Origin of the sequence: Methylobacterium sp. E-046 (assembly GCF_022829625.1) — a bacterium.
Classification (GTDB): Bacteria; Pseudomonadota; Alphaproteobacteria; order Rhizobiales; family Beijerinckiaceae; genus Methylobacterium; species Methylobacterium longum.
This window is the reverse complement of record NZ_JAKSYP010000108.1, coordinates 16,256-36,032: the sequence shown is the minus strand read 5'-3', so window position 1 is coordinate 36,032 and position 19,777 is coordinate 16,256. Positions and strand designations below refer to the sequence as shown.

Here is a 19,777-nt window from a genome sequence, read left to right as displayed (position 1 = left end):
TCCGGATGGCGGCGGCGGGCGGCGCCCCTTCGCGGATCGAGCCCGGTCGAGGCGGTCCCCCGCCCGGGACAGGCGCGCGCCGTCCGGGAGCGGGGCGACGCCGCTCAGCAGCGCGGCGCGCACCGATCGCGCGCTGTCCGCAGCTACCCCCCTCCGTCGCTTCCCTCGGCCGCTTCGCGCCGCCGAAGGCCGGCAGGCCCGACCGGGCGGCCCGTCACCCGGCCCCGCCGCACCGCTCAGCAGCAGCGGAAGCCCGAGGTGTTGCCCACGCCGAAGCGGGCATTCTCCCGGTTGCGGAAGAACTCCACCTCCGTCATGGGCGCCCGGTCGGGATGGGTGCGGCGGATATGCTCCGCATAGGTCGCGTAATCCCCCTGCCCCACCATCAGCCGGGCGCCGTCGCAGACGCATTTCGACAGCGTCCGGAGTCGATCCCGCAGGTTTGTCTGCTGCATGGTGTTCCTACTCCGCGGCGACCATGCGGGGCTCGGTCTCCAACGCGGTCCAGCGATCGGCGCGCCACGCCTTCAGGCAGGCCGCGATGCCGAAGCCCGCGATGGCGACGACGAGGCCGATGAACAGGGCCGCCAGGACCGCGTCGATCCGGTCGTTGAGGATGATCTGGCTCATCTGATCGGCGTTCTTGGCCGGTGCCAGGATCTTGCCCTCCGCGGCGGCCGTCGCGTAGCGCTCGGCATGGGCCAGGAACCCGATCTTCGGATCGGCCGAGAAGATCTTCTGCCAGCCGGCCGTGAGGGTGCACAGGCACAGCCACGCGGTCGGGATGATGGTCACGAACGCGTAGCGCTCGCGCTTCATCTTGAAGATCACCACCGTGCAGAGGGTCAGAGCCACCGCAGCGAGCATCTGGTTCGAGATGCCGAACAGGGGCCACAGGGTGTTGATGCCGCCCAGCGGGTCGGTCACGCCCTGATAGAGGAAGTAGCCCCAGGCCCCCACCGAGATGGCGGTCGCCGCGATGCTCGGACCCCACGACGTGGTGTTCTTGAACGACGGGACGGCGAGCGCGACGAGGTCCTGCACCATGAACCGGCAGGCGCGGGTACCCGCGTCCACCGCGGTGAGGATGAAGAGCGCCTCGAACAGGATCGCGAAGTGGTACCAGAAGGCCATCATCGCCTTGCCGCCGACGGCCGACGAAATGATGTGGGCCATGCCGACCGCGAGCGTCGGCGCGCCGCCCGCGCGCGAGATGATCGTGTGCTCGCCGACGTCGGCCGCGGTCTGGGTGATCACCTCGGGCGTCGTAGCGAAGCCGAGCTTGGACACCGCGGCGGCGGCCGTCTCGGGCGTCGTGCCGACCAAGGCGGCGGGCGAGTTCATGGTGAAGTAGACGCCCGGGTCGATCACGCAGGCCGAGACCAGCGCCATGATCGCCACGAAGGATTCCATCAGCATGCCGCCGTAGCCGATGAAGCGGGCATCGGCCTCGCTGGCGATCAGCTTCGGCGTGGTGCCCGACGAGATCAGGGCGTGGAAGCCCGAGACCGCGCCGCACGCGATGGTGATGAACAGGAACGGGAACAGGCTGCCGGCCCAGACCGGACCGGTGCCGTCGACGAACTTGGTGACCGCCGGCATCTGCATGTGCGGGGCCACGAAGGCGATGCCGAGCGCCAGCCCGACGATGGTGCCGATCTTCAGGAAGGTCGACAGGTAGTCGCGCGGGGCGAGGAGCAGCCAGACCGGCAGGATCGAGGCGACGAAGCCGTAGCCGATCAGCATCCAGCAGAGCTGCGGGCCCGTGAAGGTGAAGGCCGGGGCCCAGACCGGGCTCGACGCCACCGAGCCGCCCGCGACGATCGCCAGCATCAGCAGGACGAAGCCGAGGATCGAGACCTCGCCGATCTTGCCCGGGCGGATGTAGCGCGAATAGACGCCCATCAGCATGGCGATCGGGATCGTCGACATCACCGTGAAGGTGCCCCAGGGGCTCTCGGCGAGCGCCTTGACGACGATCAGCGCCAGCACGGCCAGCAGGATCACCATGATCAGGAAGGTGCCGAACAGGGCGATGATGCCCGGCACGGTGCCGAGCTCGGCCCGGATCAGCTCGCCGAGCGAGCGCCCGTCCCGCCGCATCGACACGAACAGGACCATGAAGTCCTGCACGGCGCCGGCCAGCACGACGCCGGCCAGGATCCACAGCATGCCGGGCAGGTAGCCCATCTGGGCGGCCAGCACCGGGCCGACCAGCGGGCCCGCGCCCGCGATCGCCGCGAAGTGGTGGCCGAACAGGACGCCGCGGTTGGTGGGGACGTAGTCGAGCCCGTCATTGTGGCGGACCGCCGGGGTCAGGCGTTTGGGGTCGAGGCGCATCACCTTGTCGGCGATGAACTGGGAATAGTAGCGGTAGGCGATCAGGTAGGTGCAGACCGCCGCGACCACGATCCAGAGGGCGTTGATGGTCTCGCCCCGCTGGCTCGCCACGATCGCCAGAGCCGCGGCGCCGAGTGCCCCCACGAGGGCCCAGGGCCCATGCCTGCCGATCGCCGAACCCATGTCCCACTCCCTGACCGACCACCTCGCGCGCGGGGCCGCGGGGGCTCCGGCTGGGACTCGCGGGTCCCGGGCTACACGGGCGGTTTATCCTATTGGTCCGACGTTGACGCAAGCGATCCGAGCTGTGATGCAGCGTCGGCGGCGGCACGATGCCCGATCTGTCACGTCCGGTCTTCGGCACGGCCCCGATCACTCTCACGAACCGGCGGCCGGGTCTTGTCGCCGCCTGCCGTGAGCGAAGGAAGGGCGCCGGCGCCGACCGGGCCTGCGAGGAGCGCACAACAATGGCGAAGGTCGCATTCCTGGGTCTTGGCGTGATGGGCGGCCCCATGGCCGGACACCTCGCCAAGAAGGGTGGCCACGACGTCACCGTCTACAACCGCACCACGCCCAAGGCCGAGGCCTGGGTGAAGACCTACGGCGGCGCCCACGCGCCCACGCCCCGGCAGGCCGTCGAGGGCGCCGAGATCGTGTTCGCCTGCGTGGGCAACGACGACGACCTGCGCAGCGTCGTGCTGGGCGAGGACGGCGCGCTCGCCGGCATGAAGCCCGGCGCGATCTTCGTCGACCACACCACGGCCTCCGCCGAGGTCGCCCGGGAGCTCGCCGCCGCGGCGGACGCCAAGGGACTCGGCTTCGTCGACGCGCCGGTCTCCGGCGGCCAGGCCGGCGCCGAGAACGGCGTGCTCACCGTGATGTGCGGCGGCGATCCGGCGACCTACGCCAAGGTCGAGGGCGCGATCGGCTCGTTCGCCCGCGCCTGCCGGCTGATGGGCCCGGCGGGTTCCGGCCAGCTCACCAAGATGGTCAACCAGATCTGCATCGCCGGCCTCGTCCAGGGCCTCTCCGAGGGCGTCCACTTCGCCAAGCGCGCCGGCCTCGACGTGGAGGCCGTGCTCGACGTGATCTCCAAGGGGGCCGCCGGCTCCTGGCAGATGGAGAACCGCGGCAAGACCATGAACCAGGGCAAGTTCGATTTCGGCTTCGCCGTGGATTGGATGCGCAAGGATCTCGGCATCCTGCTGGACGAGGCCCGCCGCAACGGCGCCAAGCTGCCGGTCTCAGCCCTGGTCGATCAATTCTACGCCGAGGTCCAGGCCATGGGCGGCAACCGCTGGGACACGTCGAGCTTGGTGGCGCGCCTGGAGCGCTGAAGCGTCGCCCCGGGCCGCGGCGCGGGGGCGAGACGCGCCATACCGGCTCTTTCGTGCTCTTCCGTGAGCGCGCGGGCGGTGGGGGCACTTCCGGAAGGACTTGCTCCCTCGCCCTGTCCCCCGCCCGCACTGGAGATGAAGACCCAGCCTAGGGCCGGTGACGGGTGAGCCCGCTCCGCCCGGCGGATCGGGCTCACCCGTCACAGTAGCGCGTCGCCCGCCGCAGCCTCTGGATCGAGCCAGCGCCAGCCCGTCCCCATCTGGTGGCGGAACCACGTGAACTGGCGCTTCGCATAGGCCCGCGTATCCGCCTGCCCGCGGGTGATCGCCGCCTCCAGATCGATCGCCCCGTCGAGATGGGCGATCAGGCCCGGCACGCCGTGGGCCCGCATCACCGGCAGCAATGGATCGAGGTTTCGGGCGCGCAGACGGGCGACCTCGTCCAGGGCGCCCGCAGCGATCATCGCCCGGAAGCGGGTGTCGATGCGGGCGCGCAGCACCGCGCGGTCGGGCGCCAGGAAGATCTTGTCGAGCGTCCAGCCGGCGAGCGGGCCGGGGACCGGATCGCCGTAGAAGCTGGCGATCGGCCGGCCTGTGGCGAGAAAGATTTCCAGGGCGCGCATCACCCGCATCCGGTCGCTCGGGCGCAGGCGGGCGGCGCCCTCGGGGTCGTGCCGGGCGAGTTCGGCGTGGAGCGCTGCGGTCGGTCGTCCCTCGGCCTCGGTCCGCACCTGCGCGCGCACCGGCTCGGGGACCGGCGGCAACTCCGAGAACCCCTGCTCCAGCGCCCGGAAATACAGGCCCGTGCCGCCCACGAAGACCGGCAAGCGCCCGCCGAGCGTCCCCAGCAGCGCCGCCGCGTCCCGCGAGAAATGCCCCACGGAGTAGTTCACGGCGCCGTCGACATGGCCATAGAGCCTGTGGGGCACCCGCGCCTCCTCGTCCGGGTCGGGCCGGGCGGTCAGGCGGCGCAGGTCCGCGTAGACCTGCATCGAATCGGTGTTGATCACCACGCCCTCGTGCCGTCGGGCCAGCCGCGCGGCGAGCGCCGACTTGCCCGACGCGGTGGGCCCTGCGATGAGGATCGCGGCCGGGCGCCCCCCGGCCTCCTCCCGGTCTGGCAAGGCGTACCTCCACGATGCTGGTCGCGGTCCTGATAGCAAACCCGGATCGGCCGTCCATCACCGACGCGGTCCTGGCCGAGTCCCGCGCCGTGCTGCGGACGGAGCATCAGCCCCGGATCCTGCACGGGGAAGTCGCCGCCGAGCTGCTGGTGCCGGGCGAGCCCGCCGCGGCGGCGTCCCTCGCGGAGAGGCTGCGCACGGCCCTCGCGGGCGAGCCGGTCGATCTCGCGGTGCTTCCCGCCGACGCGCACCGGCGCAAGCGCCTGTTCCTGGCCGACATGGATTCCACCATGATCGAGCAGGAATGCATCGACGAGCTCGCCGGGACGCTCGGCCTCAAGGACCATGTCGCGGCGATCACCGAGCGGGCGATGCGCGGCGAGATCGCCTTCGAGCCGGCCCTGCGCGAGCGCGTGGCGCTCCTGAAGGACATCCCGGTCGGCGCGGTCGACGGACTGATCGCCGAGCACCTGACCCTGACCCCGGGCGGCCGCACGCTGGTGCGGACGATGCGGGCGCACGGCGCCCATACCTGCCTGGTCTCGGGCGGCTTCACCGTCTTCACCGGCCCGATCGCCGCGATGATTGGCTTCGACGAGCACCGGTCCAACGTGCTCGGCGTGGCGAACGGGCGGCTCACCGGAGTCGTCGAGTCCCCGATCGTCGGGAAGGCCGAGAAGCGCGCGACGCTGATCGCCCTGCGCGGCCAATTGGGCCTCGGGGCCGCCGAGACCCTCGCGGTGGGCGACGGGGCCAACGATCTCGACATGCTGAGCGAGGCCGGCCTCGGCGTGGCGTTCCGGGCGAAGCCCGCGGTCGCGGCCGCGGCGCGGGTCCGGGTCGAGCACAGCGACCTCACCGCGCTCCTGTACCTGCAGGGCTACGCGGCGGCGGAGTTCGTGGGGTGAGCGCTCAGCGCAGGGGGCGAGGCGGGGCGATGACCGCCCCCGGAACCGCCCGGGTCTGACGGCCGTGCGTCCCCATGAGCCAGCCCACCGTCTCGTCCTCCGCGGAGGCGCCGGCGCCTTTCACGGCCTCGATGTCGCTCCACACGATCCGGATGTCGATCTGCACGTGTCGAGATGCCCGTGTCGACCTGAACATCGCGGATGTGGGCCATCGTAGCGGGAGGGCAGTCGGCGACATCCACTTGCGCGTCGGCCAAGCCCTCGTCCGGCCCGGGCGGCAGCCTCGCCTTCTCACCGGGGCGGGGGCGAATTTCGGGGTATCGAAGGCGACGGCCGTCACGGATCGCGGATCGTCCGAGCCGCACCGACCCGCGGCACCCGTATGCCGCCCCGTGGCGCCGCGTCCAGGCGGCGTGCCCTGAACACAGGAAAGGCCGCCGCTCCCCGCGAAGCGACGGCCCTCGATCGCGCGCCTGACGGCGCTCAGTCCAGCCCGATCGCCACGAAGCGCACGTCGCCCGTGGCGCCCGCCACCAGCAAGAGGACCGACTTGCGGCCGTCCTTCTTCAGGGTGTCGACCCGCTTGGTCACGTCCGCCGGAGTGTTGACCGCCTCCTGGCCGACCTCGACGATCACCTCGCCGGGCTGGATCCGCTTGTCGGCCGCCGTCGAGTTCGGATCGACGCGGGTCACGACCACGCCCTTCACGGTGTCCTTGATCGAGTACTTCTTGCGCAGGTCGTCGGTCATGCCGGAGAGGTTGAGACCGAGCGCCTGACGGGTCGCGCTCTCGGGCTCCGGCTGGCGCAGGTTGGCGAGCTGGGGCTTGTCGCCGTCCTCCAGACGGCCGAGGGTGACGGGCTTCGTCACCTCCTCGCCCTTGCGCATGACGACCACGTCGACCTTCTGGCCGACCGGCGTGGAGGCGACGATGCGCGGCAGGTCGCCCGAGGCCTTCACGGGGGCGCCGTTGAACTTCAGGATCACGTCGCCGACCTCGATGCCGGCGGTCTTAGCCGGGCCCTTCTCGTCGACGCCGGCCACCAGGGCCCCCCGCGGCCCACCCTTCAGGTTGAGGGCCTCCGCGGTGGCGTCATCGACGTTCTGGATGCGCACGCCGAGCCAGCCCCGGCGAACCTCGCCGAAGTCGCGGAGCTGGTCGATCACGGGCTTGGCCGTCCCCGACGGCACCGCGAAGCCGATGCCCACCGAGCCGCCGGTGGGCGACAGGATGGCGGTGTTGATGCCGATCACCTCACCGTCCATGTTGAACAGCGGACCGCCCGAATTGCCCTTGTTGATGGCCGCGTCGGTCTGAATGTAGTTGTCGTACGGTCCGGACTCGATGTTCCGGCCCCGGGCCGAGACGATGCCGGCCGAGACCGAGCCGCCGAGCCCGAACGGGTTGCCGATGGCGATGACCCAGTCGCCCGGCCGCATCTTGTCGGAATCGCCGAACGGCACGGCCTTCAGGGGCCGCTCGGCCGTCGGCTTCACCCGCAGCACCGCGAGGTCGATCTTCGGATCCTTGCCGACGATCTCGGCCTTCAGCTTGGTGCCGTCGTGCAGGATGACCTGGATGTCGTTCGCGTCGCCGATAACGTGGTTGTTGGTCACCACGATGCCGGAGGCATCGATGATGAAGCCGGAGCCCAGGGAATTGGACTTGCGCTGCTGGCGCGGCGCGTCGCTCTCGCCCCGCTCTCCGCCACCGCCACCGCCACCGCCGCGGCCGCCGCGACGGTTGAAGAACTCCTCGAACAGATCCTCGAAGGGCGTACCCGGGGGGACCTGCGGCCCGGCGCGGCTGCTGCGCGCCTCGACCGTCGTGGAGGCCGAGATGTTCACCACCGCGTCGGTGACCTGATCGGCGAGGTCGGCCAGGGAGGCCGGCCCCTTGGCGAAGGCCGGAACCGGCAGGGCGGCGGTGGCCACGGACGCGCCGACCAGGATCGAGGCCATCAGCGCGCGGGCGCGGGAGCGGGGTTGCGCCTTGGCGCGGCCGATGGGCGCCCCAGGGGCGCTCGCGACGGGGTACATGATCGACCTCTTCAAGAACGCGTCTCCCGATTTACGGGCCCGCGATCCGAGATCGGGGCCCGCTCATTGTCGCGCAAGGTAGTCCGCCGGCGCCATGGCGCCAACACGCGGTCGATCAGCGCGCCGCCCCGGTCGTCGAACCGGTGGTCGCGCTCGGATCCGCGGGTCCGCGCGGGTTGCGGGGGGCCGCCGAAGAGGCCGCCGCCCGGCCCTGCGGATCGCTGAAGTAGCGGAAGAAGTCCGAACTCGGGCTGATCACCAGGCGCGTATCCGATCCCTTCAGCCCCACCTCGTAGGCCTGCATGGAGCGGTAGAAGCTGAAGAAGTCCGCATCCTGGCCGAACGCCTCCGCGAGGATCCGGTTCTTGTCGGCGTCGCCCTGGCCGCGCAGCTGCTCGGATTTCTGCGTCGCCTCGGCCAGGATCACCGTCACCTCCCGGTCGGCCTTGGCGCGGATCGTGGCGGCGATCTGGTCGCCGTTGGCGCGGATGTCGGCCGCCTCGCGCTCGCGCTCGGTCTTCATCCGCTTGTAGACTGCGGCCGAGTTCTGTGCGGGCAGATCGACCCGGGTCATGCGCAGGTCCACGATCTCGATGCCGAGCGCCTTGGCCTGCCGGTTCACGTCCTCCTGGATCTGGTGCATCAGCTGACCGCGATCCGTCTTGACGATGGCGTCGCGGGTCGAGCGGGCCAGCACGTTGCGCAGCCCGGAATTGGTGAAGCTCGCCAGGCGCTGGTTCGCCAGCTCCTTGTTGCCGACCGCTTGATAGAAGCGCAGCGGATCGAGGATCCGGTACCGGGCAAAGGCGTCCACCTCCAGGTTCTGCCGGTCGGCGGTGAGTACCGTCTGGACCGGCAGGTCGAGGTCGAGCACCCGCTTGTCGAAGATGACCACGTTCTCCATGAACGGGATCTTGAAGTAGAGGCCGGGCTTCTCCTCGCCGGTGGCGTTGAGCACGGCGCGGACGCGGCCGAACTGCAGGACCAGGGCCTGCTGCATCTGGCCGACGGTGAAGATCGAGGCGTAGAGCCCGATCGCGACGATCGCCGCGACGGCGATCAGGCCGGTGCGAAGAGCCTGTTTCATCGGGCGGCTCCCGTCTGGGTCTGGGCGCGGGGGCCGAACTCGGAGAGCGGCAGCACCGGCAGCACGCCGGCCGCCGCAGCCGTCCCGGGCTGCGTCCCGTTCTGGTCGATGATCACCTTGTTCACGGAGCCCAGAACCTTCTCCATCGTCTCCAGGAAGATCCGTTCGCGGCTGATCGCCGGGGCGGCCTTGTAGGAGGCGTAGACCTCGCTGAAGCGCGCCGCCTGGCCGGTGGCGTCGGCGGTCGCCTTGGTCCGGTAGGCTTCGGCCTGCTGGACGATCTGGGAGGCCTTACCCCGGGCCTGCGGCACCTCGCGGCTGGCGTAGGTCTTGGCCTCGTTCTGCGCCGTGTCGGCGTCCTGCTGGGCGGCGTTCACGTCGATGAAGGCGGGGCGCACCTCCGGCGGCGGGTTGACCGAGACGAGCTGCACCACCTCGATGCGCACGCCGGCGCCGTACTCGTCGAGCGCCTTCTGGACCATCTCCTTGACCTCCTGGGCGATGCTCGACTGCTCGTTGGTCAGGATCGCCTGGATGTTGCGGCGGCCGATCACCTCGCGCATCGCGCTCTCGGAGATCGCCTTGATGGTGCCCTCCGGATTCTGGAGGTTGAACACGAAGTCGGAGGCCTTCAGCGGGTTGATCCGCCACTGCACCTCGAAGTCGAGATCGACGATGTTCTCGTCGCCGGTGAGGATCAGGCTCTCGTCCGGAACGTCGCGGTTGCGGCCCTGGCCGCCGGGGCCGGAGCGGAAGCCGATCTGGATCGAGTTCTGGGAGCCGACATCCGGCTTCACCACGCCGCCGATCGGGTAGGGGAAGTTGTAGCGCAGGCCCTCGCCCTTGGTGCCGATGTAGCGGCCGAAGATCGTCTCGATGCCGACCTGCCGCGGGTAGACGGTGTAGAAGCCCGTGGCGAGCCAGATCGCCAGGGCGAGGGACGCGATCACCGCCGCGCTGCGGCCGCCCCCGAGGCCGGTCGAGCCGCCGCCACCGTAGCCGCCGCTACCGCCGCCGCCCGGGATCAGGTTGCGCAGGCGGTCCTGCCCACGCCGGAGCAGGTCCTCGAGGTTGGGCGGCGTCTTGCCGCCACCGCCACCGCCGCCACCACCCCAGGGACCGCCGCCGTTGCCGCCGGGCCGGCCCCAAGGGCCCCCGCCGCCGCTCTGATTGCTCCAAGGCATCCTAGCCGTCGTCTCCCGCCTGTCCGCGCCCGGTCCTGCTTCCGACCCGCGCCCCCTGCCTGAACGGCCACGCTCGCCCACCTAGTCCCGACCCGCCGGGTCGGCCTCGGCGCGACCCTGCCCGATCGATGGCCTAAGAGCCTGTGCGCACGCATCTTCCCGCCAAACGCGCGCTCCGCCCGAGCGCACACCCGACAGGCACCTGCGGGCGCGCGCCCCGTGCTGTCAAGGCTGGCAGGTGGGCACGCGGGGCGGCAAAGGCAACCGCGGCGGCGCGCCTCAGCGCACGCGCTCCCAGTCGATGAACGTGAAGGCGTGCTCGTCGCGCGGGCCGGCCGGATGCGCCTCGCGGAAGGCCTCGCGGAAGTGCGCCCGGTCGAAGTCGGGGAATCGCACGTCGCCGTCCGGCTCGGCCTCGACCTCGGTGAGGTGGAGGCGGTCGGCGTGCGGGAGCGCCAGCGCGTAGATCTCTGCGCCGCCGACCACCATCAGCTCCGCGCCGGACGTGGCGGCCAGCGCGGCGTCCCAGCCGTGGACGACCTCGGCGCCCTCGGCCCGGAAGCCGCGATCGCGGGTGAGGACCAGGGTCCGGCGCCCCGGCAGCGGCCGGCCGATCGAGTCCCAGGTGCGCCGGCCCATCAGCATCGGCTTGCCCAGGGTCAGGGCCTTGAACCGCTTCAGGTCGCTGGACAGGTGCCACGCAAGGCCGTTGTCGCGGCCGATCACGCCGTTGCGGGCGACGGCCACCACCAGCGCCACGCGCGGCGTCATACCGCCACCGGGGCCGCGATGGCCGGGTGCGGGTCGTACTGCTTGATGACGATATCCTCGTACCGGAACGCGAAGAGGTCGCGCACCTCCGGATTGAGCCGCAGTTGCGGCAACGGACGCGGGGTCCGGCTCAGCAGGGTGCGCGTCTGCTCCATGTGGTTCCGGTAGAGATGCGCGTCGCCGAAGGTGTGGACGAAGTCGCCGACCCCGAGACCGGTCACCTGGGCGATCATGTGGGTCAGGAGCGCGTAGCTCGCGATGTTGAACGGCACGCCCAGGAAGGCGTCGGCCGAGCGCTGGTAGAGCTGGCACGAGAGGCGGCCGTCGCTCACGTAGAACTGGAACAGGCAGTGGCAGGGGGCGAGCGCCATCCGGTCGAGATCGGCCGGATTCCAGGCCGAGACGATCAGGCGACGGGAATCGGGATTGCGCCGGATCTCGTCGAGGACCCAGGCGATCTGGTCGACGGTGCCGCCGCCCGGCTTCTCCCAGGACCGCCACTGCCGGCCGTAGACCGGACCGAGGTCGCCGCGTTCGTCGGCCCACTCGTCCCAGATCGTCACCCCGTTCGCCCGCAGGGCGGCCACGTTGGTGTCGCCGGCCAGGAACCAGAGCAGTTCGTGGATGATCGAGCGCAGGTGCAGCCGCTTCGTCGTGACGAGCGGGAAGCCCGCCGACAGGTCGAAGCGCATCTGGTGGCCGAACACCGAGAGCGTCCCGGTGCCGGTGCGGTCATCCTTGGCCGCGCCCTCGTCGAGGATGCGCCGGAGCAGGTCCTGGTAAGCGTCCATCGGCCATTCCTGCGCGTCGGCGGCCCGCACGGCAAGTTCGTCGCCGACATCTGTCCACCGCCGTCACGCCCGGCGGCGGACTCAGGCCGGCCAGAGCAGGTACGTCACCAACGCGAGGTTCGACCAGCCGTGCAGGGCGATGCCGGGCCAGAGCCGGCCGGTGCGCCAGCGCAGCCAGCCGAGCGCCAGGGCCAGGGGCAGCAGCGAGACCGGCCGGGCCAGCCCCCAGGACGAGACGTGGGCGGCCGCGAAGATGAGGGCGGTGACCAGGATCGCCGCCAGGGGGCCCACCGCGGCCTGCGCGCGGGCGAAGGCCTCGCCGCGCAGGAGCAGCTCCTCGGCCACCGGAGCCAGGATCGCCAGGTAGGCGAGCCACGCCGCCACCGCGGCCTGGCTCATGAACGGCGACAGCCGGACGTGCTGCCCGAAGCTCGCCCCGAACAGCTCGGCCGTGCCGGTGACCCAGGCGATGTGCAGCACCGGCCAGACGAGCAGAAGCGCCAGCAGCGCGACCGGCCGCATTCCGTTCAGGCGCTCGCGGTCCAGGGCGAGGCGCCGCCGCCAGCCGGTCCGGTCCTGCCACCACGCGCCGCCGAGCACGAGGGCGGCGAGGAAGACTTGGCGCAGGGCATCGATGGCGAAGGCCCGGTGGGCGAGCTCCACCGCGCCGATGAACGGGCGCTGCTCCGGGGGCAGGAACGGGTCGATCCCCTTCCACAGGTCGAACCCGACCCGCACGGCGACCAGCGCGAGCAGGCTGGCGGCACCGAGGTAGAGGACCACGAGGGCCACCAGGGCCCCGAGCTGCCACGTCGCCGTCCAGAGGCGGCCGGGAACGCCCCGGCGATCGGAGGCGGGCGCGCGCGACTGCGCACTTCCGGCAACAGCCTCGCCCGGAGGCTTCAAATGAGGCGGCGGCGCGACACGATCGGGCTTCAAAACCGGACCGATCCCCTCTATATCTCGGGTGCCGGTCGCGAGGCCGGCTATGGCGATAAACGTTCTTCGCAATAAACCTATCGGACCCGGGGGCGGTACCCGGCGCCTCCACCCGAGCCCAGGACATGCTGCCGCAAGGCGCATGATCGGAAGCCTGGGCTTCGGCGGGGGCGAAGTAGGATCGACGAGGGCGTAAAGGTTGAGCTTTCGCTCGGCATGGTTCCGCCGTTATCGGGCCTTTGCAACAGTTGCCAACGACAACTTTGCTGCGGTGGCGGCGGCCGCGTAAGCGGCTCCGAGACCGCGACTTGAAGTCCTGCCGGGTCGCACCGGACAGGCGGGGTAGGCAGGCACCTGGCAACGGAAGCCGTCACATCAATTCCTCGGTCCAGCCATCCGCGGCGGGGCGCCGGGCAGACCGGGCTAGAGCGCGACCGCAGATGGCAGACGACCTGATCCGCTACGACCTCCTGGTGCAGGACGCCCTTCGCGGCGTCGTGCGCAAGGTGCTGACCGACGCAGCCCGCGAAGGGCTCATGGGCGAGCACCACTTCTACGTCTCATTCCGCACCGAGGCGCCCGGCGTGCGAATGTCGCAGGCCCTGCGGGAGAAGTACCCGCAGGACATGACGATCGTCCTGCAGCACCAGTTCTGGGACCTGAACGTCACCGAGCATGCCTTCGAGGTCGGATTGTCCTTCTCGGGGGTCCCGGAGCGACTGCTGGTCCCGTTCGACGCGCTGTCGGGCTTCTTCGATCCTTCCGTGCAGTTCGGCCTGAAGTTCGACCTCAGCGAGGCCGGCGAGACGCCGGAGGAGGCCAATGCCGCGCCGGCCAAGCCGGGTCCGCGCGGAGCCGGCTCCGAGCCCGGCGAGGTGCGGCCCAAGAGTTCCGGGCTGGCCACGATCGGTTCGAGCCCCCCGAAGGGCCTTCCGGCCCCTGCGGCCCAGGGTGAGAAACCCGCCAAGTCTGACAAGTCCGATGAGAAGGCCCCCCGTCCCGCCGCCAAGAAGGAGGGCGAGGAGGGCAGCGCCGAAGTCGTGAGCCTGGACGCGTTCCGGAAGAAGAGCTGACCTGTCCCCGGCCCGACGCGACGGCCGGGGGGTCACACGGCGGACGACGCGCTCGCGCAGCCGAGGCCGTCGGTCGCTGAGCGGAATCACCGTGCCAAGCGCGTCAACGAGGGCCTCACGCGGGTCTCGCCCCGGCTGAAGGCGTCGGCCATCGCGACGATCCGAATCGCGGTGCTCGATCCCCGCTTAGCGGCATCCGGACTGCGTGCCGATGATGGGGGACACGGCTGCCTGCGGCGAGCGCCCGGCCTCCGATGGGTCGGCGCGTGATCCGATCCCCGCGTCCGGAGGATTGATCCGCTGACGCAAGCCTCGGCAAACCGGAGTTTCGGCCTCGCGCGTCGGCCGCGATACGGCGCCGTCCGGCACGGTGACGCTCCGGCCGAGCCCGGCCCTAGCTCCGCGCCGCGGCCTCCATCCGCAACCCGTGCTCCGGCCGCAGCGTCACCCGGTGGAGGGGCGTGACCGGCGGATGATCGGCCGGCAGGCGGAACCGCACCGCCCGGACCACGTGGGCCAGCACGATCACCGCCTCCTGGATCGAGAAGCTCTGGCCGATGCAGACGCGCGGACCCGCCCCGAAAGGCAGGTAGGCGAAGCGCGCGATCGCGTCCCGGTTCTCGGGCAGGAAGCGCTCCGGCACGAAGGCCTCCGGGTCCTCCCACAGCAGCTGGTGACGGTGAAGCACCCAGGGGGCGATCAGGACCAGCGAGCCCCGCGGCACCTTGATCCGGCCCAGCCGATCGTCCCGGACCGCCTGACGGCTGAGGAACGGCACCGGCGGGAACAGCCGCATCGCCTCCTCGATCACGGCCCGGGTGAAGGGCAGGCGCTCCGCGGCGAAATCCCCTGGCCCCGCCGCGTCGACCTCCGCCTCGATCCGCGCCTGCGCGGTGGGATCCTGCGACAGGCAGTAGAGCGTCCAGGTCAGGGAATTGGCCGTCGTCTCGTGACCGGCCGCGATGAAGGTGACGATGTTGGCCTTCACGGCCAAGTCCGAGAGGCCGGTGCCGGTCTCGGGGTCCTGCGCGGCCAGCAGCAGCGTCAGCAGGTCGCGGGGCGCCTCGCCCCGTTCCATCAGGGTCTTGCGCCGCGCGATCAGCTCATCGACCACCTCGGCGAAGAACCGCCCCGCCGGGCGGGCACGGAGGCGGCCGATCCGCGGCACGAAGTCCGGTACGCCGAACACGTCGAGGGGATCGATCGGCCCCACCGCCTCCAGGAAGCGCGTGATCGCGCGGCCCAGCGCGTCCGGATCGCTCGGAAGCCCGTGGGTGAAGATCGTCCGCTCCAGAACGTCCAGCGTGACGCGGGTCATCTCGAGGGCGACGTCGACCTGCTTGCCGGCCCGACGGGCGAGGCGGCGACCGAGGCGGGCGCCCGCGGCGTTCATCGCCTCGGAGAAGCCCTGGACGGTGCGGGCGTTGAAGATCGGCGCCAGGGTCCGGCGCTGGAGCCGCCACTCGTCGCCCTCGGCGCTGAGCAGGCCATTCCCGAGGCCCGGGGCGAGCACACGCCGCTGGAGGTCGTCCTTCCGGTAGCCGTCGGCATTCTCGATCAGCAGGTAGCGGATCAACGCCGGGTCGCTCACCACGGTGATCCGGCCCATCGCACCGTCGGCCGCCACGACCGGGAGCTTGAAATGCGCGTCCATCCAGGTGGTGATCGGATTCTTCCGCGCGGCCCGCAGGAACTCGAACAGGCCCAGCGGCTCCGTCAGCGGCGGCGGCACGGCGGGGCGAAACCGGGTGGCGGGCTCGGAGAGATCGATCGTCGCGCTCATCGGCTCCTTGTCCGGCGGAAACAGAGCTCCGCCCTTGTCGGCACGCCGGGAAAACCGGCATCGCGATTCCCCCACGGCTCATTTAAGTAGGCACCGCACTGCACCAGACGTAGAGGCCACGATGTCGCCCACCGAGACCGCCACCCGCACCGAGTCCGACACGTTCGGCCCGATCGAGGTCCCGGCCCATCGTTACTGGGGCGCGCAGACCCAGCGCTCGATCCAGAACTTCAAGATCGGCACCGACCGGATGCCGGCGCCGCTGGTGCACGCGCTGGGCCTCGTGAAGCAGGCCGCCGCCCTGGTGAATCAGGACCTCGGCGCCCTCGAACCGCGGCTCGCCGAGGCGATCGCGGCCTCCGCGGCCGAGGTGGTGGAGGGCCGCCACGACGACGAGTTCCCCCTCGTCATCTACCAGACCGGTTCGGGCACCCAGTCGAACATGAACGCCAACGAGGTGATCGCGAGCCTCGCCAACGAGCGGCTCGGGGGCCAGCGCGGCGGCAAGTCGCCGGTCCATCCGAACGACCATTGCAACCGCGGCCAGTCCTCGAACGACACCTTCCCGACCGCCATGCACATCGCGGTGGCGCGCGAGATCCAGGGACGCCTCCTGCCGGCCCTGAGCCACCTGCACGCGGCCCTCGACGCCAAGGCCCAGGCGTTCGACGCGATCGTCAAGATCGGCCGGACCCATCTGCAGGACGCGACGCCGGTCTCGCTGGGTCAGGAGTTCTCCGGCTACGTCGCGCAGGTGGCGCTGGGCGGATCGCGCGTCGCCGCGACCCTGCCGGGGGTGCTGGCGCTCGCCCAGGGCGGCACGGCGGTCGGCACCGGCCTCAACGCGCATCCGGAATTCGCCGACCGCTTCGCCGCCAAGGTTGCGGAGCTGACCGGCCTGCCGTTCACGAGCGCCGCCAACAAGTTCGAGGCGCTGGCCACCCACGACGCCCTGGTGTTCACGCAGGGCGCGCTGTCGGCGCTCGCCGCCGGCCTGTTCAAGATCGCCCAGGACATCCGCTTCCTCGGTTCGGGGCCGCGCTCCGGCCTCGGCGAGCTGTCCCTGCCCGAGAACGAGCCCGGCTCCTCGATCATGCCCGGCAAGGTCAACCCGACCCAGTGCGAGGCGCTGACCATGGTCTGCGCCCAGGTGATCGGCAACGGCACCACCGTGAGCTTCGCGGGCTCCCAGGGCAATTTCGAGCTCAACGTGTTCAAGCCGGTGATCGCCAACGCGGTGCTGCAGTCGATCCGGCTGCTCGCCGACGCGGCGGTGAGCTTCACCGACAATTGTGTGGTCGGCATCAAGGCCAACGAGGACAAGATCGCCGACCTGGTGAGCCGCTCGCTCATGCTGGTGACCGCGCTCGCCCCCTCGATCGGCTACGACAAGGCCGCCGAGATCGCCAAGACCGCGCACAAGAACGGCACCACCCTCAAGGAGGAGGCCCTGCGGCTCGGCTACGTGACCGAGGCGGAGTTCGAGCGCGTGGTCCGGCCGGAGACCATGCTGGCGCCCAGCGCCGACTGATCGTTGGGGACGGGCCGGCGCGGGCTCCCTCGCGCCGGAGGCGGGACACTGGGAGGCGATCCATGGCCGAGATCATCAACCTGCGTCAGGTCCGGAAGGCGAAGGCTCGCGCCGAGGCCGACGCGCAGGCCGAGACCAACCGCATCGCCTTCGGCCGGCCGAAGAAGGCCAAGACCCTCCAGCAGCGGCGCAAGGCAATGGAGACCGAGCGCCACGAGGGCCACCGCCTGGAGCGGAACGAGCCGGATCCCGATCCGGCGGGATGAGGCCGTCGCAGTCCGGCCGGCCCGGCCGCCCACGCCGGCGGAGTGTCGCGATCCGGCGGCGCGACGCCGCCCTTCGCCGCCCCGCGCCGGGCCGGGACGCTCCGCGCGCGAAGACGGGCCGCGCGACCCGCAGGGCCATCTCCGCATGAGCGCAGGCGTGACCAAGCGCTCCGTGATGATCGCCGGCCACCGGACCAGCGTGTCCCTGGAGGATCCGTTCTGGGTGGCGCTGCGGGATATCGCCGAGGCCCGGGGCCAATCGGTTCAGGCGCTGGTCGGGACGATCGATGCCGGGCGCGGCGGCCAGAACCTGTCCTCGGCGATCCGCGTGTTCGTCCTGGAGGCGGTGCGCGCCGGCCCGATACCGGAAACGTGAGCGCGCCCCGACCGCTCCGGACTTCTGATCCCCGGCGGCCTGTGACATCTGCGTGACAAATCCACGCAGGAAGGACAGCCCATGGCCAACCGAGAGCCGTTGCTCAAGACACTCCCGATCGCGGAGCTGCGCCCGACGCAGATGACGGTCGGCTACCGGGAGGTGGCGGAGAAGCGGCGGCGTTGGCAGGAATATGACGGCGAGAAGAAGAAGGAATTCCTCGGCGCCCACATGATGCCGACCCTGCTCGGCCCCAAGAAGCACCACTACATCATCGATCATCACCACCTCTCCCGCGCCCTGTACGAGGAGGGCGTCGAGAGCGTGCTCGTCACCGTGGTGGCCGACCTGCACTACCTCGACAAGGATGCCTTCTGGACGGTGTGCGACCACAAATCGTGGACGCATCCCTACGATGCCGAGGGCGTGCGCCGACAGTTCAAGGACATCCCGAAATCGGTGGATGCCCTCCTCGACGATCCCTATCGCAGCCTCGCCGGCGAGCTGCGCCGGGCCGGCGGCTTCGCCAAGGACACCACACCGTTCAGCGAGTTCCTGTGGGCCGATTTCCTGCGGCGGAACATCAAGGGGAAGCGCATCGAGCACGACTTCGATGCCGCGCTGGAGACGGCGATGTCCCTCGCCAAGTCCAAGGACGCCGACTACCTGCCGGGCTGGTGCGGACCGGTGACCCGCCGCCAGCACTGAGAGCCGGGGCGGATCTCAGATCCCCCAGTAGGGTGCGGCGTCGTAGTAGCGGTGGATCTGCTCCTCCCAGGCGCCGTCCTCGGCCGGATCGGTGCCCTCCGTCGTGCAGGCGGGGGCGGCGCGCAGCTTTTCCTCGGTGATGTCGACCACGTAGGCGTCCCGATGCGGCTCGAAGCGCAGCATCGACCAGGGCAGCGTGTGGAACTCCTCGCCGAGGCCCAGGAAGCCGCCGAAGCTCATCACCGCGTAGGCGACCCGGCCGGTGGCCTTGTCGAGCATCAGCCGCTCGATGCGGCCGATCCGGGTCCCGTCCGGCCGGCGGACGTCCGTCCCGATGACCCGGTCGCTGGCGATCAGGGTGCGGGGTTTCCGGGTCGCGCCCCTCCCCCGGGGGGTTGACCGATCGCCGTCATCGTCGCCTCCCTGTCCCGTCGCTGCCGAACCTGCGCACACGGCCTGGCTGCCCGAAAAACGCCCCGGCGGCAGGCGACGTTCCGGTGCGCGCCCGCGCTCGACCCTCCAGCAGGACGAACAGCCCCCGCATGCCGATGCCGCGTATCGCCCCGAGCTTCGCGCTCGCCGTCCTGCTCCTGCCCGTCGCCGCGCAGGCCCAGGACCGCGGCAGCGTCAACCCGAAGCCGCTGCCGCCGCTGGAGCATCCGGACGCGCCCTCGACGCCCGCCAAGGCCTTGTTCGGGCGCGTCACCCGGGGCTCCGCCGGGCCGGCGCACATCTACGGCTTCTACGCCAAAGGCTGCTTCTCCGGGGGCGAGGCCCTGCCTCTGGACGGGCCGAACTGGCAGGTCATGCGCCCCTCCCGCAACCGGATGTGGGGCACCCCCTATCTCGTCGACTTCGTCGAGCGCCTCTCGCAGAAGGCCGCCCGCGTCGGCTGGCCCGGCCTGCTCGTCGGCGACATGGCCCAGCCCCGGGGCGGCCCGATGATCACCGGCCACGCCTCGCACCAGATCGGCATCGACGCCGACGTCTGGCTGACGCCGATGCCCGGCCACCGCATGAGCCGGGCGGAGCGCGAGGAGACTTCGGCCACCGACATGGTCCGCCCCGACCGCCTCGACATCGACCCCCAGGTCTGGACGCCGACTCATCTGCAGTTGATCAAGCTCACTGCGGAACAGCCGGAGGTCGAGCGCATCTTCGTCAACGCGGCGATCAAGAAGGCGCTCTGCCGCGACGCCTCGGGCAGCCGCTGGATGTCCAAGGTGCGCCCGATGTACGGGCACAATTACCACTACCATATCCGGCTCTCCTGCCCGGAGGGCCAGGAGAATTGCCAGCCGCAGGGCGCGCCGCCCTCGGGCGACGGCTGCGACGACCTCGGCTACTGGTTCTCGGACGCCGTGCTCCACCCGAAGCCCCCGAAGGTGGCGCCGAAGCCGAAGCCCGCCATGACCATGGCCGCGCTCCCGGCCGCCTGCCGGGCCGTTCTGAAGGCGCCGTAGCCCGGCCCGGAGGTCCGCCGTCGCGGGCAGAGCGAGGCGCGCCCGCGCTGATCGGG

General features: G+C 71.0%; 20 protein-coding genes and 1 other RNA gene. 9 read left to right on the top strand and 12 right to left on the bottom strand.

The window, feature by feature from the left end; all coding sequences use genetic code 11:
• Positions 1-236 precede the first annotated feature (236 nt).
• Positions 237-455 carry a YbdD/YjiX family protein gene (locus tag MKK82_RS09750; protein WP_238285852.1) on the bottom strand — a complete coding sequence of 73 codons (219 nt, stop codon included), beginning with the start codon at positions 453-455 and terminating at the stop codon, positions 237-239.
• Positions 456-462: 7 nt separating this feature from the next.
• Positions 463-2,523, bottom strand: a complete 2,061-nt coding sequence (locus MKK82_RS09745) for a carbon starvation CstA family protein (protein ID WP_243985472.1) — start codon at positions 2,521-2,523, stop codon at positions 463-465.
• A gap of 284 nt (positions 2,524-2,807) precedes the next feature.
• Here MKK82_RS09745 and MKK82_RS09740 point away from each other — a divergent pair, with 284 nt between their 5' ends.
• The gene (locus MKK82_RS09740) at positions 2,808-3,677 is read left to right on the top strand and encodes an NAD(P)-dependent oxidoreductase (protein ID WP_238285850.1); all 870 of its coding nucleotides are present in this window, start codon (positions 2,808-2,810) and stop codon (positions 3,675-3,677) included.
• Positions 3,678-3,877: 200 nt separating this feature from the next.
• On the opposite strand, the gene miaA is transcribed toward MKK82_RS09740, so the two are convergent.
• On the bottom strand, positions 3,878-4,801 hold the full coding sequence (gene miaA, locus MKK82_RS09735) for a tRNA (adenosine(37)-N6)-dimethylallyltransferase MiaA (protein WP_238285849.1): 924 nt from the start codon (positions 4,799-4,801) through the stop codon (positions 3,878-3,880).
• Positions 4,802-4,815: 14 nt separating this feature from the next.
• On the opposite strand from miaA, the gene serB reads away from it, so the two are divergent.
• On the top strand, positions 4,816-5,709 hold the full coding sequence (gene serB, locus MKK82_RS09730; RefSeq protein WP_238285847.1) for a phosphoserine phosphatase SerB: 894 nt from the start codon (positions 4,816-4,818) through the stop codon (positions 5,707-5,709).
• A gap of 4 nt (positions 5,710-5,713) precedes the next feature.
• On the opposite strand, the gene MKK82_RS09725 is transcribed toward serB, so the two are convergent.
• The 7 genes from MKK82_RS09725 to MKK82_RS09695 all read right to left on the bottom strand — a co-directional run bounded on the left by MKK82_RS09725 (position 5,714) and on the right by MKK82_RS09695 (position 12,521).
• Positions 5,714-5,875: a hypothetical protein gene (locus MKK82_RS09725; protein WP_238285845.1), complete on the bottom strand. Its 162-nt coding sequence runs from the start codon at positions 5,873-5,875 to the stop codon at positions 5,714-5,716.
• A gap of 317 nt (positions 5,876-6,192) precedes the next feature.
• Complete coding sequence (locus MKK82_RS09720; RefSeq protein WP_243985470.1) at positions 6,193-7,749, bottom strand: DegQ family serine endoprotease; 1,557 nt, start codon at positions 7,747-7,749, stop codon at positions 6,193-6,195.
• A 115-nt stretch (positions 7,750-7,864) separates the two neighbouring features.
• Positions 7,865-8,836 carry a protease modulator HflC gene (gene hflC, locus MKK82_RS09715; RefSeq protein WP_238285841.1) on the bottom strand — a complete coding sequence of 324 codons (972 nt, stop codon included), beginning with the start codon at positions 8,834-8,836 and terminating at the stop codon, positions 7,865-7,867.
• Complete coding sequence (hflK, locus tag MKK82_RS09710; protein WP_238285840.1) at positions 8,833-10,020, bottom strand: FtsH protease activity modulator HflK; 1,188 nt, start codon at positions 10,018-10,020, stop codon at positions 8,833-8,835. The genes hflC and hflK overlap by 4 nt, the downstream gene beginning before the upstream one ends.
• A 279-nt stretch (positions 10,021-10,299) precedes the next feature.
• Positions 10,300-10,791 carry a dihydrofolate reductase gene (locus tag MKK82_RS09705; protein ID WP_238285838.1) on the bottom strand — a complete coding sequence of 164 codons (492 nt, stop codon included), beginning with the start codon at positions 10,789-10,791 and terminating at the stop codon, positions 10,300-10,302.
• A complete protein-coding gene (locus MKK82_RS09700) occupies positions 10,788-11,582 on the bottom strand; it encodes a thymidylate synthase (protein WP_238285837.1) in 795 nt (264 codons plus the stop codon). Before MKK82_RS09700 ends, MKK82_RS09705 begins: the two co-directional genes overlap by 4 nt.
• Before the next feature lie 81 nt (positions 11,583-11,663).
• Positions 11,664-12,521, bottom strand: coding sequence for a CPBP family intramembrane glutamic endopeptidase (locus MKK82_RS09695; RefSeq protein ID WP_243985468.1), 858 nt, complete (start codon positions 12,519-12,521; stop codon positions 11,664-11,666).
• Here MKK82_RS09695 and ssrA point away from each other — a divergent pair.
• Together ssrA and MKK82_RS09685 are read left to right on the top strand one after the other, a co-directional pair.
• Positions 12,513-12,896: a transfer-messenger RNA gene (ssrA, locus tag MKK82_RS09690) on the top strand. The two genes, MKK82_RS09695 and ssrA, sit on opposite strands and share 9 nt — an antisense overlap.
• Positions 12,897-12,961: 65 nt before the next feature.
• Entirely contained in the window at positions 12,962-13,594 is a 633-nt protein-coding gene (locus MKK82_RS09685; RefSeq protein ID WP_238285835.1) for an SspB family protein, read from the top strand.
• 394 nt (positions 13,595-13,988) lie between these two features.
• Here the strand turns inward: MKK82_RS09685 and MKK82_RS09680 are convergent, their stop codons facing one another.
• Complete coding sequence (locus MKK82_RS09680; RefSeq protein WP_238285834.1) at positions 13,989-15,377, bottom strand: cytochrome P450; 1,389 nt, start codon at positions 15,375-15,377, stop codon at positions 13,989-13,991.
• A gap of 121 nt (positions 15,378-15,498) precedes the next feature.
• On the opposite strand from MKK82_RS09680, the gene fumC reads away from it, so the two are divergent.
• The 4 genes from fumC (at position 15,499) to MKK82_RS09660 (ending at position 18,258) form a co-directional block, all read left to right on the top strand.
• Complete coding sequence (fumC, locus tag MKK82_RS09675) at positions 15,499-16,908, top strand: class II fumarate hydratase (protein ID WP_238285833.1); 1,410 nt, start codon at positions 15,499-15,501, stop codon at positions 16,906-16,908.
• A gap of 62 nt (positions 16,909-16,970) precedes the next feature.
• Complete coding sequence (locus tag MKK82_RS09670; RefSeq protein WP_238285832.1) at positions 16,971-17,174, top strand: DUF4169 family protein; 204 nt, start codon at positions 16,971-16,973, stop codon at positions 17,172-17,174.
• Positions 17,175-17,319: 145 nt separating this feature from the next.
• Positions 17,320-17,550, top strand: a complete 231-nt coding sequence (locus MKK82_RS09665) for a ribbon-helix-helix domain-containing protein (RefSeq protein ID WP_238285831.1) — start codon at positions 17,320-17,322, stop codon at positions 17,548-17,550.
• 81 nt (positions 17,551-17,631) lie between these two features.
• A complete protein-coding gene (locus MKK82_RS09660; RefSeq protein WP_238285830.1) occupies positions 17,632-18,258 on the top strand; it encodes a ParB-like protein in 627 nt (208 codons plus the stop codon).
• 15 nt (positions 18,259-18,273) lie between these two features.
• Here the strand turns inward: MKK82_RS09660 and MKK82_RS09655 are convergent, their stop codons facing one another.
• Complete coding sequence (locus MKK82_RS09655) at positions 18,274-18,615, bottom strand: PRC-barrel domain-containing protein (protein ID WP_238285994.1); 342 nt, start codon at positions 18,613-18,615, stop codon at positions 18,274-18,276.
• A gap of 185 nt (positions 18,616-18,800) precedes the next feature.
• Between MKK82_RS09655 and mepA the strand changes: the two genes are divergently transcribed.
• Positions 18,801-19,721, top strand: a complete 921-nt coding sequence (gene mepA / locus MKK82_RS09650) for a penicillin-insensitive murein endopeptidase (protein ID WP_238285828.1) — start codon at positions 18,801-18,803, stop codon at positions 19,719-19,721.
• The last annotated feature ends 56 nt before the right edge of the window (positions 19,722-19,777 follow it).